Origin of the sequence: Bradyrhizobium sp. WSM3983 (assembly GCF_000473045.1) — a bacterium.
Lineage (GTDB): Bacteria > Pseudomonadota > Alphaproteobacteria > Rhizobiales > Xanthobacteraceae > Bradyrhizobium.
Genome location: NZ_AXAY01000011.1, coordinates 37293 through 52200 on the forward strand (window position 1 = coordinate 37293; position 14908 = coordinate 52200).

The 14908-nt window shown below is 63.7% G+C and carries 13 protein-coding genes; 6 read left to right on the forward strand and 7 right to left on the reverse strand.

Annotated features, from left to right (window positions below; translation table 11 throughout):
- Positions 1 to 206 precede the first annotated feature (206 nt).
- The 3 genes from YUA_RS0119170 to YUA_RS0119180 all read left to right on the forward strand — a co-directional run bounded on the left by YUA_RS0119170 (position 207) and on the right by YUA_RS0119180 (position 4212).
- Positions 207 to 881, forward strand: a complete 675-nt coding sequence (locus tag YUA_RS0119170; RefSeq protein ID WP_027532156.1) for a response regulator transcription factor — start codon at positions 207 to 209, stop codon at positions 879 to 881.
- A 1-nt stretch (position 882) separates the two neighbouring features.
- Positions 883 to 2232 carry an ATP-binding protein gene (locus tag YUA_RS0119175; protein WP_027532157.1) on the forward strand — a complete coding sequence of 450 codons (1350 nt, stop codon included), beginning with the start codon at positions 883 to 885 and terminating at the stop codon, positions 2230 to 2232.
- Between the two features lie 228 nt (positions 2233 to 2460).
- On the forward strand, positions 2461 to 4212 hold the full coding sequence (locus YUA_RS0119180) for a tannase/feruloyl esterase family alpha/beta hydrolase (protein ID WP_084292698.1): 1752 nt from the start codon (positions 2461 to 2463) through the stop codon (positions 4210 to 4212).
- A gap of 86 nt (positions 4213 to 4298) precedes the next feature.
- Here YUA_RS0119180 and YUA_RS0119185 read toward each other — a convergent pair whose 3' ends face one another.
- From YUA_RS0119185 to YUA_RS0119210, 6 genes are all read right to left on the reverse strand, one after another.
- On the reverse strand, positions 4299 to 5588 hold the full coding sequence (locus YUA_RS0119185) for a M20/M25/M40 family metallo-hydrolase (protein WP_035971278.1): 1290 nt from the start codon (positions 5586 to 5588) through the stop codon (positions 4299 to 4301).
- A 109-nt stretch (positions 5589 to 5697) separates the two neighbouring features.
- Entirely contained in the window at positions 5698 to 7353 is a 1656-nt protein-coding gene (locus YUA_RS0119190) for a TRAP transporter large permease subunit (RefSeq protein ID WP_027532160.1), read from the reverse strand.
- A 25-nt stretch (positions 7354 to 7378) separates the two neighbouring features.
- Positions 7379 to 7960 carry a TRAP transporter small permease subunit gene (locus YUA_RS0119195; protein ID WP_027532161.1) on the reverse strand — a complete coding sequence of 194 codons (582 nt, stop codon included), beginning with the start codon at positions 7958 to 7960 and terminating at the stop codon, positions 7379 to 7381.
- Between the two features lie 174 nt (positions 7961 to 8134).
- Positions 8135 to 9205 carry a GTP 3',8-cyclase MoaA gene (gene moaA, locus YUA_RS0119200; RefSeq protein WP_084292700.1) on the reverse strand — a complete coding sequence of 357 codons (1071 nt, stop codon included), beginning with the start codon at positions 9203 to 9205 and terminating at the stop codon, positions 8135 to 8137.
- A 120-nt stretch (positions 9206 to 9325) separates the two neighbouring features.
- Complete coding sequence (locus YUA_RS0119205) at positions 9326 to 9808, reverse strand: hypothetical protein (RefSeq protein WP_027532163.1); 483 nt, start codon at positions 9806 to 9808, stop codon at positions 9326 to 9328.
- Positions 9809 to 9965: 157 nt separating this feature from the next.
- Positions 9966 to 10640: an HAD-IA family hydrolase gene (locus YUA_RS0119210; protein WP_027532164.1), complete on the reverse strand. Its 675-nt coding sequence runs from the start codon at positions 10638 to 10640 to the stop codon at positions 9966 to 9968.
- Between the two features lie 166 nt (positions 10641 to 10806).
- Here YUA_RS0119210 and rpiA point away from each other — a divergent pair, with 166 nt between their 5' ends.
- The 3 genes from rpiA to gor are packed head-to-tail and all read left to right on the forward strand — an operon-like array spanning position 10807 to position 13480.
- The gene (gene rpiA, locus YUA_RS0119215; protein WP_027532165.1) at positions 10807 to 11520 is read left to right on the forward strand and encodes a ribose-5-phosphate isomerase RpiA; all 714 of its coding nucleotides are present in this window, start codon (positions 10807 to 10809) and stop codon (positions 11518 to 11520) included.
- 2 nt (positions 11521 to 11522) lie between these two features.
- Positions 11523 to 12044, forward strand: a complete 522-nt coding sequence (locus YUA_RS0119220) for a DUF2059 domain-containing protein (RefSeq protein WP_027532166.1) — start codon at positions 11523 to 11525, stop codon at positions 12042 to 12044.
- 47 nt (positions 12045 to 12091) lie between these two features.
- A complete protein-coding gene (gene gor, locus YUA_RS0119225) occupies positions 12092 to 13480 on the forward strand; it encodes a glutathione-disulfide reductase (RefSeq protein WP_027532167.1) in 1389 nt (462 codons plus the stop codon).
- A 10-nt stretch (positions 13481 to 13490) separates the two neighbouring features.
- Here gor and YUA_RS0119230 read toward each other — a convergent pair whose 3' ends face one another.
- Positions 13491 to 14630 (reverse strand): hypothetical protein, encoded by a 1140-nt coding sequence (locus tag YUA_RS0119230; RefSeq protein WP_027532168.1) that lies wholly within the window; start codon positions 14628 to 14630, stop codon positions 13491 to 13493.
- Positions 14631 to 14908: the final 278 nt, after the last annotated feature.

Here is a 14908-nt window from a genome sequence, read left to right on the forward strand (position 1 = left end):
CGGCAATGCCCTTGGCGCGCCCCCAACAACGTTCGCGGCGTTGTGAAGACACGCCCTGATTGCCTTACACGAGCCTGACGGAACGGAGCGACCGGTCCACCTGCCGGGGTGCTTTTTTCGCTGGCCGAGGCGACCGGAATGGTGGAAGAGAGCGATGATGCGGCGCGAGCCGCGTGATTGCACCGGACCCATCCGGCGGACATGCGATGCGCCTTCTGATCGTCGAGGACAATGTCGAACTCTCGCGGCTCGTGGCCAGCGGGCTGGCGGCCGCCGGCTATGAGAGCGATATCGTCGGGAGCACCGAGGAGGCGCGCGAGGCGGTGCACAATGTCAGCTATGCCGCGATGATCCTCGACCTCGGCCTGCCCGACGGCGACGGCCTGTCGGTGCTGCGCGAGCTGCGGCGGCAGATGGAGCCGCTGCCGGTGCTGGTGTTGACGGCGCGCGGCGGCTTGCAGGACCGCGTCACGGGCTTACGCAGCGGTGCCGACGACTACCTCGCAAAGCCGTTCGCGATGGAGGAACTGGTGGCGCGGCTGGAGGCGATCCTGCGCCGTCCGGGCCAACTGCTGGGCCGCTCGCTGCGGCTTGCCAATCTCGTCTACGACACCGAAAGCCGCCAGATCTTCGTCGACGACAAGCCGCGGATCATCTCGTCGCGCGAGACCTCGGTGCTGGAGATCCTGCTGCGCCGGCAGGGGCGGGTGGTGCCGAAGAAGAACGTCGAAGATCACATCTTCGGGCTCGAGGGCGAGGTCGCCTCCAACGCGGTCGAGGTGTACGTCTCCCGGCTGCGCAAACAGCTCGCCGAGCATGGCGCCAAGGTCGTGATCCACACCATCCGCGGCGTCGGCTACATGATGGCCGAGGAGAAATAGCGTGGCCGCCGCCGGGTCGTTTACCAGGCCGTCGTTCAAATCGCTGATCTCGCGCATCGTGTTCATGCACATCATCGCGGTCGCGGTGGTCGCGATCTTCCTGCCACTGGTTCTGTTCTGGCTCTTGAACTCCGAGATCGACCAGCTGCATCGCGCTGCGATGCGCGCCCAGGCCGAGACGCTGGCGGAACGTATCGCGGTCCGGCCCGACGGCAAGGTGACGTTCAATCTGCCCGAGAGCCTTCGCGGCCTCTATTCGGAAGCCTATGGCCGCTACCAGTACGACATCCGAGACGCCGACGGCCGCCTGCTGTTCTCGTCGCACAAGAAGACCGGTGACGTGGAATCAGAGTCGATTTCCGGCGCTGACGTGACCCAGACGATCGGCGACACCACGGTTCGCATCCAGGTGGCCGAAGACCTGTCGCATCGCGACGTCATCACTGACGACATCGTGTCCAACTTCTTCCGCCGGGTCGGGTGGATCACCATTCCCATTCTGCTGATCCTGCTCGCCATCGATATCATCATCTTCCGCCGCGCGATCGCGCCGCTGTGGAAGGCGTCCGAGGAAGCCAGCAATATCGGCCCGGCGCGTACGCACATCCGCCTGCCGACGGAGCAGATTCCGCGCGAGATCATGCCGCTCGTCACCGCCGTCAACCAGGCGCTGGACCGCCTCGAGGACGGTTTTCGCGTGCAGCGCCAGTTCACGGCCGACGCCGCCCACCAATTGCGCACGCCGCTCGCGATTCTGCGCACACGGATCGAGACGCTTGGCGACCGCGCGGCAAGGCAGGCGCTGCATGACGACATCGAGGGCATGAGCCGGATCGTCGCGCAGCTGCTGGAGATCGCTGAGCTCGACACGCTGGTGCTCGATCCCGGTGAGACCGCCGACTTGCGCGCCGTCTGCGCCGAGGTCGTGGGCGCGATCGCGCCGTTCGCGATCGCGCAGCACAAGGACATCGCGCTCCGGGGCGCCGATGCGCCGGTGATGATTCACGGCAATTCCGAGATGCTGCAGCGCGCGGTCTTCAACCTCGCCGAAAACGCCATCAAGTTCACCGCGAAAGAGACCTCGGTCGACGTCGAGGTCGGCGACGATGGTTCGGTGCGCGTGCGCGATTGCGGTCCGGGCGTCACGGAAGCCGAACGCGACCTGATCTTCCAGCGCTTCTGGCGCAGGGATCGCCAGCGCAGCGACGGCGCGGGCTTGGGCCTTTCGATCGTGCGCGGCGTCGCCGACGATCACGCCGCAACGGTTGCAGTGGACAATCTCCCCGGCGGCGGTGCCGAGTTCACGCTGCGGTTCAGGCTGGCGGACAAGGCCGTCGCAGCACCCGCCTAGAGCGGATCGCATCATCCGATACACTCGCGTGCGAACGGGCCAGCTCTTCCAGCAAGCGGAAGTCGGGAAGGCGGCGGACTCGCCGCTCCGCAGCATCATGCCAAGTTATTTTGAGAGAAGTGCGATGAGACCGTGCGCTCGCCTCTTCCAGACGTCATGATGTCGTGCCATTCTAAATTGTGCGCCTGTTTGGTGCAACTGGAATGAAAGATTTGGGGAAGACAGATCATGCATCGTCTATGTCTCATCGGTGCGGCCGCAGGTGTTCTTGTCGTGGCTGCTTGCACGCCCGCCATGGCGACGCAGTGCACAAGCTTGCAAACGCTCGCTCTTGAGCAGACGACCATCACATCGGCGACCGATGTTATTTCCGGCGTTTTCGCCATTCCAGGCACCAACCCGGCGCAGTACCTCACGGGATTGCCGACGTTTTGTCGTGTCACGGCGACGATCGCGCCCACGACCGACTCGTCGATCAAGATTGAGGTCTGGCTGCCGGAAAGCACATGGGGCGGACGATTTCTCGGCCTCGGAAGTGGCGGGTTCGGCGGCTTCATCGACTACGGCGCTCTCGCCTTGCGCCTCAAAGCCGGATATGCGGTCGCCAACACCGGTCTCGGCACCGGGGTCTCGGGGTGCACCAACTACTTCTGCGGTTCCAACGGCAATCAGGGCAACACGCTCGCAATTGCGTTGGGGGAGCCGGCCAATCCGACCGCTGGTCTCTATGGGCACCCGGAACGGATCACGGATTTCGGCCATCGGGCGATTCACCTGATGACGGTGCAGGGCAAGGCGATCACCGCGGCGTTTTATCAACGGAACGCCGACAAGAGCTATTTCTTCGGTTGCTCGACCGGCGGCCAGAACGCGTTGATGGAGGCGCAGCGCTATCCTGACGACTACGACGGCATCATGGCCGGCGCAGCGCCCTTCAATCGCTCACGCTCGTATGCAGGAACGCCTTACGGGTGGCAGATCGCGCATGCAACTCCTGGAAGCCTCATGCAGGCCGGCCAGATGTCATTGATCAACAAGGCGGTGCTGGCGCACTGCGCCGGCCGGGATGGCGGCGTCAAGACTGACCAATTCCTGTCGGATCCGCGCGACTGCCATTTCGATCCAAAGGTTCTGCAATGTACGGGCGGTAACCTCCCGCCGGCGTGCCTGACCGCTGAGCAGGTCACGAGGATGCAGAGTTACTACGCCGGCGTCATCGACCCCGTGAACGGCGATGTGGTCTCTCCCGCGTATTCGCGCGGCACCGAGATTGAAGACATCAACGCTCTCGGCCTCATGGGAAAGCAGCTGCTTCCGGAGCCGCTCTCCGACGGCCCCTTGTATTGGGTGTTCGGTCCAAGCTTCGGCCAGCCGGGGAGTGCCATCAACTATACGAATTTCGACATTCACCGCGATCTCAAAGCCGTGGATGACCAGCTCGCCGAGCCGATGAATGCCAACAGCACCGATCTCAGTGCGTTCCGCGCACATGGCGGCAAGCTGATCATGTACCACGGTTGGGCCGACCAGGGTGTTCCGTCGCAAGTCAGCATCAACTATTTCAATGCACTCGTGGAGCGCGACAGGCACGATTTCGAGCATTCGCGGCATGGTGTCGAGGAGGTGCGGTTCGATGAGAGGGGCGGCAAGCGATCCGCGCTGGAGAGGACCCAGAGCTATGCCCGGCTTTACATGGTCCCCGGCATGCATCACTGCGGCGGCGGACCCGGTCCAAACTCCTTCGTTCTCCTTCCATCGCTCGTGAACTGGGTCGAGAACGGCACGGCGCCGGATGCGGTCACTGCGACCAAATATGTCAACGACACTCCGCCCAACGTGCAGATGACGCGGCCGCTTTGCGTATTCCCCAAGATCGCGAAGTACAATGGAAGCGGCAGCGCCAACGATGCCGCGAGCTTTACTTGCGTCCCCGACGAGCACGACTTCAATCAGAAGCCGGCCCCGCAATACGGGCCGTGACGACTTGGCCCGTGTTCGGAGAGGGGACGATCTGAGCGTCGGCGAGTTCGATTGACTTCTTCCACAAGGTGAGAAGAAAGTGTCGACTATTTCAGCTTGCCGGTCGACAAATCCATGATCATGCGCGTGGTCAGGTAGAGACGCGGCACGATGCTGTTGATCTGGACATATTCGGCGTCGTTGGAATGTGCGCCGAAGCCCGACAGGCCCATGCCTTCGACCACGGCGCCCTTGGTCTTGAGCGCGGCAAAGGCGGCATCAGTGCCGCCGCCTGTCGCCTTCTCGTCGACCTTGAGGGGCATTCCGAGCTCCTGATAGACCGTCTTGCCGTAGGCCGCGACATGGCGCGAGGCGTCGTTGGCCTCGAGCGGCGGACGGCGCACCTCGAACTTCAGCGCGACCTTGGAATCCGGCAGCAGGCGGTTCCTGATCTTGTCCTGCAGCGCCTTCTCCAGCTCGTCGAAATCCGACACCTTGAGCGCGCGCGCATCGGCCTGCGCCGAGGCCTCGGCCGGGATCACGTTGCGGTTGGTACCGGCCTTGGACACCGTCCAGTTCAGCTTCAGGCCCTGCTCGGGTTTTGACAGGTCCTTCATCTGCAGCACCTGGTGCGAGAGCTCATAGAGCGCATTGATGCCGCCCTCGGGCCGTGCGCCGGCATGTGACGATTTTCCGATCACTGTCAGATAGGCAGAGCCGATGCCGCTGGTGGCGAGCCGCAGCGTGCCGTCGGTGCCGCCGCCCTCGAACGAAAACACCACGTCCTGATCGGCGGCGAATTTGGTGATGGTGCTGCGCCAGCCGGGCGAGGAGATCTCCTCGTCGCCATTCGTGAGCACGGTGAGCGTGCCATAGTCTTTGAAATTCAGCTTCTGCAGCATCGCCACGGTGTGGAGAATGAGCGCGACGCCCTGCTTGTCGTCGGCAATACCGAGGCCGTAGGCCTTGTCGCCGTCGATGCGGAACGGCTGGTCCTTCAGCATGCCCTTCAGGTACACCGTATCCATATGAGCGATCAGCATGATCTTCTTGCTGCCGGTGCCCTTGAACACAGCGTGCACGGCCGGGCCGATTTTCTCCGGCGTGTCGTCGAGGCGATAGATGTCGGTGGGTTGCAGGATCTCCACCGTGCCGCCGGCCTGCTTGAGCTGGTCGGCCACGCGGCCTGCGATCACGTTCAGGCCCTCGACGTCCTTGCTGCCGGATTCGATGCTGACGAGATCGCGCAGCGTGTCGAGCAGCGGCTGCTGCTCCTTCTGCGCCAGCGCATGAACCTCGGCTACCGGCTCGGCACGCGCCACGGTCGCGGCACAAACCAGCCAGAGCGAGGCGAGCAACGGACGAGCGAGCGATGGAGCGGTGTGCGATCGTGGCATAAACGGCGGTCCATGGGTTGGAGGATGGCCCGGTATGCCCGCGTTTCCGGCGCGTGTCACGCGCGTCATGCTCCGCCTGGGCGGAGCATGACGGCGAGAGCCATGGCCGCTACTTCTGCGGCTGACCGAAATCGAGCGGCGGCAGCTCGATCTGCGGAACCTCGATCTTGATGGAGTTGGGGTCGATGTTCGACTGCACACCCTTGTAGTGCATCACCATCGACGGGAATGTGATGACCAGCAGCACCATGATGACCTGAATGACCACGAACGGGACCGCGCCCCAATAAATCTGCCCCGTCGTGACCGGCTCCATGCGCTTCTTGGTGACGCGGTCGAGATAGGACTCCTTCGGCGCGACCGAGCGCAGATAGAACAGAGCGAAACCGAATGGCGGATGCATGAACGAGGTCTGCATGTTGACGCCGAGGATGACGCCGAACCAGATCAGGTCGATGCCGAGATGCTCGGCCGCGGGTCCGAGCAGCGGGATCACGATGAAGGCGAGCTCGAAGAAGTCGAGGAAGAACGCCAGCACGAACACGAAGGCATTGACGAAGATCAGGAAACCGACCTGACCGCCGGGCAGCGAGGTCAGGAGGTGCTCGACCCAGACATGGCCATTGACGCCGTAGAAGGTCAGCGAGAACACGCGCGCGCCGACCAGGATGAAGACGACGAACGCGGACAGCTTCGCCGTGGATTCCACGGCTTGGCGAATCAAGTCCCACGACAGCCGCCGCTTCATGCCGCCGAGAATGAGAGCGCCGGTCGCGCCCATAGCGCCGCCTTCGGTCGGCGTCGCGATGCCGATGAAGATCGTTCCAAGCACGAGGAAGATCAGAAACAGCGGCGGCACCATCACAAAGGTGGTCTGCTGCGCCATCTTCGAGAGGAAGCGGAAGCCGAGGAATCGGGCGGTGAGCCAGTTCACCACGGCGACGAAGAAGGCGAACAGGATAGCGAAGAACATGCTGAGCACGACGAAATCGGCCCCATGCGTCTCCGAACCCCGCATCATGAGCCAGCCGAACACGCAGCTCGCCAGGAACAACACGCCCAGCGACCGCAGGCCGCGGTCGCCACTCTCCTCGCGGAACCCGATCGCTTCCTTGGGCAGGCCCGGAGCGGCTTTCGGGAAGATCAGGGTGACGAGGAACGCGTAGCCCGCATAGAGCCCGGCGAGCACCAGGCCCGGAATGAACGCGCCTTCGTACATGTCGCCGACCGACTTGCCGAGCTGGTCGGCCATCACGATCAGAACGAGCGAAGGCGGAATGATCTGCGCAAGCGTACCGGACGCGGCGATGATGCCGGTGGCCATGCGCCGGTCATAGCCGTAGCGCAGCATGATCGGCAGCGAGATCAGGCCCATCGAGATCACGGACGCCGCGACCACGCCGGTCGTCGCCGCAAGCAGCGCGCCGACGAACACCACCGCGTAGGCGAGGCCGCCGCGGATGGTGCCGAACAACTGGCCGATGGTGTCAAGCAGGTCCTCGGCCATGCCGGATCGCTCGAGCACCAGGCCCATGAAGGTGAAGAACGGAATCGCGAGCAGCGTGTCGTTGTTCATCACGCCGTAGACGCGCTCCGGCAGCGCTTGCAGGAAGTCCGGCCGGAATTCGCCGAGCTGGATTCCGATCACTGCGAAGATAAGGCCGACGGCGCCGAGCGAAAACGCCGCAGGATAGCCGAGCAGCAGCATGACCACCAGCGACGCAAACATGATCGGCGCCATATTGGCGATGAGAAACGCGGTCATAGATCCCCCTGAAGAACGCCGCTCGTCACTTCTTTTCGATCGCCTGGACGAGGTGCTCGACCTCGGCTTCGATCGCCGTCACCTGCGACTCGTGAGGATCGGGAATCAGCTCGCGCATCACCGCGATGCGCTTGATCAATTCGGAGATGCCCTGAACGAAGAGGAAGGCGAAGGCGATCATGATCAGCGATTTCGCCGGCCATTGCGGCAGGCCGCCGGCATTGCCGGATTGCTCGTTGACGTCGAACGAGCGTTGAAAGAACGGTATGCCAGTAATCATCATCACGATCGTCAGCGGCAGCAGGAAAAACGCATGGCCAATGACATCGATGATGTTGCGCGCTTTTTTCGGCATCATGCTGTTGAAGATGTCAATCCGGATGTGCTCGTTGTCGAGCAGGGTCCACGGCGAGCAGAGCAGGAAGACGATACTGAAAAGCACCCATTGCAGCTCGAGCCACGAATTCGACGAGACATCGAAGGTCTTGCGGACGATCGCGTTGACGGCAGAGATGATCACGGCGACGAGGATCAGCCAAGCCAAACGCTTGCCCGTCCAACGTGTGAACGCGTCGATTCCACGGCTCAACTTCAGGAGCGCTTGCAACGATAGGTCCTCCCCAGATTCTTGCCTGGCCCGTCTTTGAGTCTGCGCCGACTGGGCGCCTCGGCTTGTTCCGCCGCGAAGGCTTAAGGCAGCCGCACAAAACCAGCGGCGGTGCCGCCAGTCAATCGGAAGTTTGTTGATAGTTAAGGGGAATATGGCCGCGGGCGGCGATCCTCAGCCGCCGGTCACGCTCATATGCCTGCTGACGCTCGGGCGGTCGTGGCGGCGGTCGATGACGAAATCGTGGCCCTTGGGCTTCAGCCCGATGGCGTGGTCGATCGCAGCCGCAAGCAGCATGTCATCATCAGATGCACGCAGAGGTTCGCGCAAATCGGAGGCATCCTCGTGGCCGAGGCAGGTGTGCAGCGTGCCCGTGCAGGTGATGCGCACCCGGTTGCAGGATTCGCAGAAATTGTGGGTCATCGGCGTGATGAAGCCGAGCTTGCCGCCGGTCTCGGCGACGCCGACATAGCGCGCCGGCCCGCCGGTGCTCTCGGCCAGATCCATCATCGTGAATTGCTGGGCGAGCCGCGCGCGCACCAGCGACAGCGGGAGATATTGGTCGATGCGGCCCGAGCCGATCTCGCCCATCGGCATCACCTCGATCAGGGTCAGTCCCATTCCCTTGCCATGGGCCCAGCGCAAGAGGTCGGGGAGCTCGTCCTCGTTGAGGTTCTTCAGCGCCACCGCGTTGATCTTCACGGCTAGCCCCGCAGCACGCGCGGCCTCGATGCCTTCCAGCACCTTGTCGATCTCGCCCCAGCGCGTGATCTCGCGAAACTTCCTGGGATCGAGCGTGTCGAGCGAGACGTTGATGCGGCGAACGCCGCAATCGGCGAGTTCGCGGGCATGTTTTGCGAGTTGCGTGCCGTTGGTGGTCAGCGTCAGCTCGCCCAGCGCGCCGCTCATGAGATGGCGCGACAGCGAGCGCACCAGCGACATCACATTGCGCCGGACCAGTGGCTCGCCGCCGGTGAGCCGCAGCTTCTTCACGCCCTTGGCGATGAAGGCCGAGCAGAGCCGGTCGAGTTCCTCCAGCGTCAGCAGGTCGGCCTTGGGCAGGAACGTCATGTCTTCCGACATGCAATAGAAGCAGCGCAGATCGCAGCGATCGGTGACGGAGACGCGCAGGTAGGAGATGGTCCGCCCGAACGGATCGGTCATCGCGCTCGACAGCGCGGCGCTCGGGCTCGCTGACGCGAGAGGGCTCGCTGTAGCGAGAGGGCTCGCAGAAGATCCGTTCATACCAAATGCCTTGTCACTTACGGCGACGGGCGCACCTTTGCTTCAGCGGTGCCGTCGGCACAATCTAAGCATCGGACGCGGCTAGGACAATCGGGTGGTATACGTAGATTGACGCCCGGATCAGCGCTTGCCCGCGTTCGGATCGGGGAACGGCGTACCGCCCGCGGGCGCTGCAGCGTCGGCCGGCGCTGCGGCGGGCGCGGTTGCGGCCGGTTTCGGCTTCTTCGGCCGGTGCGGCTTCTTCTTCACGGGCTTGGGCGGCCCCGCCGGCTGAAGCTCAGCAAAAACCGGATTCGGATCGGTGGTCACCGAGGCGGGCGTGGTGAAATCGCCGGGATTCTTGATCACGTTCACCGGCACGCTGGTCGGCTGGTACCTGGGCAGCGCGAAAGCGACCGTGAACGGGGCTTCGGGGGCGGGAACCGAGACGGAGCAGGGGGTCTTGCAGCCCGCACCCAGCGAGGTCGTGGCGTCAGCCCCCGGGGGATTGGATTCGAGCCGGACCTGGACGGTCGGCGGCGCGGATTTGAACATGTCCCAAGAGACCGAGGAGCAGCCACCAAGGCTCGCTCCCGCTAACGCAATCGCGATAACACGACGCATGACCATCCACTTCTGCTGCGACGAACCGCCACATAACCCCGCGCGGACCTTAGGGGCGTCGCCTGGGGCAAGCAACCGGCCGGCTGCGCATAGTTAATAGATGGTTAACGCAGGGTTCCCTGGAATAAGCCAGCTATGTCAGGGCCTTGCCTGGGGCCTAAGCCGTCATCAGACTGTGGGCGGCGGCCGGCAGGTCGCGCATGTGATGGATCAGCCGGTCCGGCTTCAGATCGGCGATCGGCACGTCCGTGTAGCCGAAGCTGACCCCGATCACAGGCACCCCGGCGCGCCGGGCCACGCCGACATCGGTTCCGGCGTCGCCGATCATAATGCTGGCTTTGATCTCGCCGCCGGCCCGCGCCACCGTCTCGCGGAAAATGGTCGGATCGGGCTTCTGGACCCCAAAAGTGTCCGCGCCGCAGATCGTCGCGAACCGCCGGGTGAGGTCCAGCTGGTCCAAGAGCCGCTTCGACAGCCATTCCAGCTTGTTGGTGCAGACCGCGAGACGATGGCCCTGGGCTGCAAACAGGTCGAGCGCGTCCAGCAGCCCCTCGAAGGGCCGCGATTCGACCGCGATATTGTCGGCGTAATAGGCGATGAAATCAGCCGTTAGCCGGTCCATGTCGGCAGGCGTGACCGTGCGGCCCTCGGCCTCCAGCCCCCGCTCGATCAGCTTGCGGGCGCCGGCGCCGATCATGTTGCGGGCCGAGGCCATCGGCACCGGCGGCAGGCCTTCGCGGTCGAGCACGTGATTCAGCGCGGTGATCAGGTCGGGCGCCGTATCCACAAGCGTGCCGTCGAGATCGAAGACGAGAGTATAGGGGGAGCTCATGGTCCAAGCGCTACCGGCCCGGCCGGGCCAGTGCAAGGGGCCGGGCTATAAGATCGGGTTATAGGCCTGTTCCCAGACCCTGTTCTCCGGGGAAAAACGAGGCTACATAGGCCCGCCGCAACCGACGATACCAGCGGCACTCCCGGCTTTGAGAGGCGGCCCAAACGTGAACATGGACCAGTTGAAGCGGCAGGCTGCAGCGCGCGCGCTGGAAGAGGTGCGCGACGGCATGCAGCTCGGCCTCGGTACCGGCTCGACCGCAAAACATTTCGTCGAGCTGCTCGGCGAGCGCGTCGCCGCCGGCCTCAAGGTGATCGGCGTGCCGACCTCCGAGGCGACGCGCGCCGCTGCGGAGCGCTGCGGCGTGCCGCTGACCACGCTCGATGAGATCGACCATCTCGACATTACGGTCGACGGCGCCGATGAGATCGATCCCGAGCTTAATCTGATCAAGGGCGGCGGTGGTGCGTTGCTGCGCGAGAAGATCGTGGCGGCCGCCTCGGATCGCATGATCGTGATTGCCGACGACACCAAATGGGTGCCGATGCTCGGCCAGTTTCCGTTGCCGGTCGAGGTGATCCCGTTCGGGCTTGGCGCGACGCGCCGAGCCATTGAGAAGGCATTTGCGGAATGCGGCGTTTCCGGCCAAATGGCGGTCCGCAAGGCCAAAGACGGCCACGTTTTCGTCACCGATGGCGGCCACTGGATCGTCGATGCTCAGCTCGAGCGGATTGTGGATCCGCCTGGCCTCGCCAAGGCGTTGAGCGCGATCCCCGGCGTGGTCGAGCATGGATTGTTTATCGGCTTGGCCAGCTCGGCTGTTTTGGCGGGTGGCGAGGGAATCCGCGTGATTGAACGGCGTAAGCCGAAAGGAGACTAGGAATGAAAAGTGTTTTGAAGATCGTGCCCGCTGCGTGCCTCGCTTTCGCGCTGGTACTCGGGGCCGTGCCTGCAACCGCGCAGCAGCAGGCAGCCCCGTCGGCACCCTCTCCGGGGGCGATTGCGGCGGCGAGGGAGATCTTGACGCTGAAGCATGCCAGCGCGATGTACGCCAACGCCGTGCCCGGCATGGTGGAGAAGGTCAAGGGCACGCTGATCGGGCAGAACCTCAACTACCAGAAGGATCTCAACGAGCTCGCCCCGATCGTTGCCAAGCAGCTTGCCGGCCGCGAGCAGGAGATCGGCGATGGGATGGTGGGGGTCTATGCCGGCGAATTCACCGAGCAGGAGCTGAAGGATCTCGTCACGTTCTACAAGTCGCCGCTCGGCCAGAAGCTGCTCACCAACGAGCCCAAGGCCATCAGCCTCAGCATGCAGGTCATGAATGCGTGGGCGCAGAACTTCTCCGAGGTCGTCATGGGCGTCTTCCGTACCGAGATGCGCAAGCGTGGCAAGGAAATCTGACAGTACCTATCTGTCTAGATCATCCTTGAAAGAGGTCGGAGTGGACAATGGCTGAATTCGACGTCGACCTCTTTGTCATCGGTGGCGGTTCGGGTGGCGTGCGTGCCGCCCGCATCGCGGCCGGCTACGGCGCCCGCGTGATGATCGCGGAAGAGTACCGCATGGGCGGCACCTGCGTGATCCGCGGCTGCGTGCCGAAGAAGCTGTTCGTGATCGGCTCGCATTTCCGTCACGAGCTCGAGGACGCCGCGGGCTTCGGCTGGACCGTTCCGCCCGCCACCTTCGACTGGCCGACGCTGATCGCCAACAAGGACAAGGAGATCGCGCGGCTGGAGGCGGCCTACACGACCAATGTCGAGAAGTCGGGCGCGCAGATCGTGAAGAGCCGCGCCGTGATCGAGGGCAAGCACACCGTCCGCCTGCTCGCGGACGACAAGAAGATCACCGCAAAATACATCCTCATCGCCACCGGCGGCGCGCCCAATCATGGCGCCCCGATCCCGGGCATCGAGCACGTGATTTCGTCCAACGAGGCGTTTCACCTGAAGAAGCTGCCGAAGCGGATCGTGATCCAGGGCGGCGGCTACATCGCGCTGGAATTCGCCGGCATCTTCGCCGGCTTCGGCTCCGACGTCACCGTGATCTATCGCGGCGACAACATCTTGCGCGGCTTTGACGAAGACGTCCGCATGCACGTCCGCAGCGAGATGGAGAAGCAGGGCATCACCATCCTCACCGGCTGCACGGTGAACAAGGTCGATCGCCACGGCGAGGAATTCACCACCCACCTGTCGAACGGATCGAGCCTCGCTTCCGACCAGGTGATGTTCGCGATCGGCCGTCATCCGGCCGTTGCCAATCTCGGCCTGGAGAAGGCCGGCGTCGCCATCAACCCGAAGAACGGCGGCATCGCGGTCGATCATTTCTCGAAGAGCTCGGCCGACAGCATCTACGCGATCGGCGACGTCACCCATCGCTTCAACCTGACGCCGGTCGCGATCCGCGAAGGCCATGCCTTCGCCGACACCGTGTTCGGCAAGCGTACTGTGCAGGTCGATCATTCATCCATCCCGACCGCGGTGTTCTCGCAGCCGGAGGTCGGCACGGTCGGTCTGACGGAAACCGAAGCGCGCGCGCAGTTCAGCCACGTCGACATCTACAAGACGACGTTCCGGCCGATCAAGGCGACGATGTCAGGCCGCGACACCCGCGTGCTGATGAAGCTCATCGTTGACGGCTCGACCGACCGCGTGCTCGGCTGTCACATCGTCGGAGATTGCGCCGCCGAGGTCACGCAAGTCGTCGCGATTGCCGTGAAGATGAAGGCAACGAAAGCCGATTTCGACGCGACCATCGCGCTGCATCCGACCGCGGCCGAAGAGCTGGTCACGATGCGCACGCCGACCGCCCGCCACGTGCGCCAGGCGGCGGAGTAGGGGCTCGCGCTTACGCGTAGAGATATCCGACCGGCTGGCCTTCGGTGCGCAGCGGACGAATGTCCTTTTGCGTGATGATCTGGCTGGCCAAACCGTCGATCTCGTCGCGTTGCGTCGGCGTCCAGCTGCGAAGATCGTTCATGCCCTTGAGGAGACCGAGCCTGAGCACCTGCGTGTTCTCACCGATCGCGACGAGGCTGATCGCACTCTTGCCTGCAGTCACCACGTCGCCGGCAGCGAGCTCAAAGGTCTGGCCCGCCTTGTTCTTGAATTCGGCCGTGCCGCGAATGACGCGATAGATCACGACTTCGCCCTTGGCGAACGCGGCGGCATCGGCTGATGCCGATGTGCTCTTCGGCAGCAGCGACTGGCTGCGCGGATCGGTGGCGATGATGTGGCCGGTGACGAGCTGGCCGCTCGGCACCTCGATGCCGATATCGCGCACGTAAACCGGCAGCGCCGATTTGATCGTGCCATCGGTGAGCGGCTTGAACAGCGCATCCAGCGCCAGGGGATCCTGAAGCCAGAAGCCGGCATTGGCGGGGCGATCATGCAGCGGATGGCTCCAGGCCACGCGCGGCGTCTCGGCTTCGTTGATCTGGTCCGGGCCAACGATGGTCGGATTCGGAAACGTCGTGGGATCGGTGATGAAGGCTTCGAGGAATTTGCCGGAATAGCCCATCGAGATCGGATCCGGCACCACCGTCTGCGGCGTCTTCAAATTCTCTTCCGTCGACAGACCCGACCAGGTGTAGAACAGCTGGCGATGCACGATCGCGCTTTGCAGCATCACTGCGCCCGGGCCGACACTGTAGAAGCGGCCGTCATAGTCGAAGGTGAAGGCCCCCGAGGTGACCAGCACGAGCTGAAAGCCGCCCGGCGGCAGATGCAGATGGAAGTCGGTGGGGCCGGTGTCGGGGCGATAGATCGGCAAATTGGTCGCGACTTCGTGGAGCAGGAAGGTTTCGTTGTTGGCGTGAAAGCCCTCGTTGGCGCGGTTGTAGAGGGCCTGCGGACGATAGGTCGCTTCGAACTTCGCATTCCGGTCGCGATCGATCGCCACAAAATCCTGGGTGTTGAGGCGGAGCGGCGCGCCGTTCGGATGGGTGAGGCCGGTCGTCTTGAGATCGCCCGCAGCATGCACGTTCATGACGTTCTCCGCTCTGCGCCATTGCTTCGCGTGCAACGTCATTGCGAATTTTGGGCCAGTTGGTTTGCGAAGCAGCAACCAGGGCCGGCGCCGCGGCGCGGCGAGCCCGGTCAGGAAAAAATCCGGTGGTTGCACGGGAGGTTAGATCGCCCGCTGGCTTCGATCGTTCGCCGCTGCGCTCGTGCCTCGCACGTCCGGGAGAGCGGGCCGACTTGTCTAATTTGTCAGCAAGCATCGCAATTATTCAGGGCGGCGATTGACAATATGTTCATGTTTTG

Coding starts and splice junctions, on each gene's coding strand:
- YUA_RS0119210 (WP_027532164.1), bottom strand. CDS start 10,640: ATGAGCTCCCCCTATACTCTCGTCTTCGATCTCGACGGCACGCTTGTG.
- gor (WP_027532167.1), top strand. CDS start 12,092: ATGGCTGAATTCGACGTCGACCTCTTTGTCATCGGTGGCGGTTCGGGT.
- YUA_RS0119185 (WP_035971278.1), bottom strand. CDS start 5,588: ATGCCACGATCGCACACCGCTCCATCGCTCGCTCGTCCGTTGCTCGCC.
- YUA_RS0119190 (WP_027532160.1), bottom strand. CDS start 7,353: ATGACCGCGTTTCTCATCGCCAATATGGCGCCGATCATGTTTGCGTCG.
- YUA_RS0119170 (WP_027532156.1), top strand. CDS start 207: ATGCGCCTTCTGATCGTCGAGGACAATGTCGAACTCTCGCGGCTCGTG.
- YUA_RS0119205 (WP_027532163.1), bottom strand. CDS start 9,808: ATGCGTCGTGTTATCGCGATTGCGTTAGCGGGAGCGAGCCTTGGTGGC.
- moaA (WP_084292700.1), bottom strand. CDS start 9,205: ATGAACGGATCTTCTGCGAGCCCTCTCGCTACAGCGAGCCCTCTCGCG.
- YUA_RS0119180 (WP_084292698.1), top strand. CDS start 2,461: ATGCATCGTCTATGTCTCATCGGTGCGGCCGCAGGTGTTCTTGTCGTG.
- YUA_RS0119230 (WP_027532168.1), bottom strand. CDS start 14,630: ATGAACGTGCATGCTGCGGGCGATCTCAAGACGACCGGCCTCACCCAT.
- YUA_RS0119220 (WP_027532166.1), top strand. CDS start 11,523: ATGAAAAGTGTTTTGAAGATCGTGCCCGCTGCGTGCCTCGCTTTCGCG.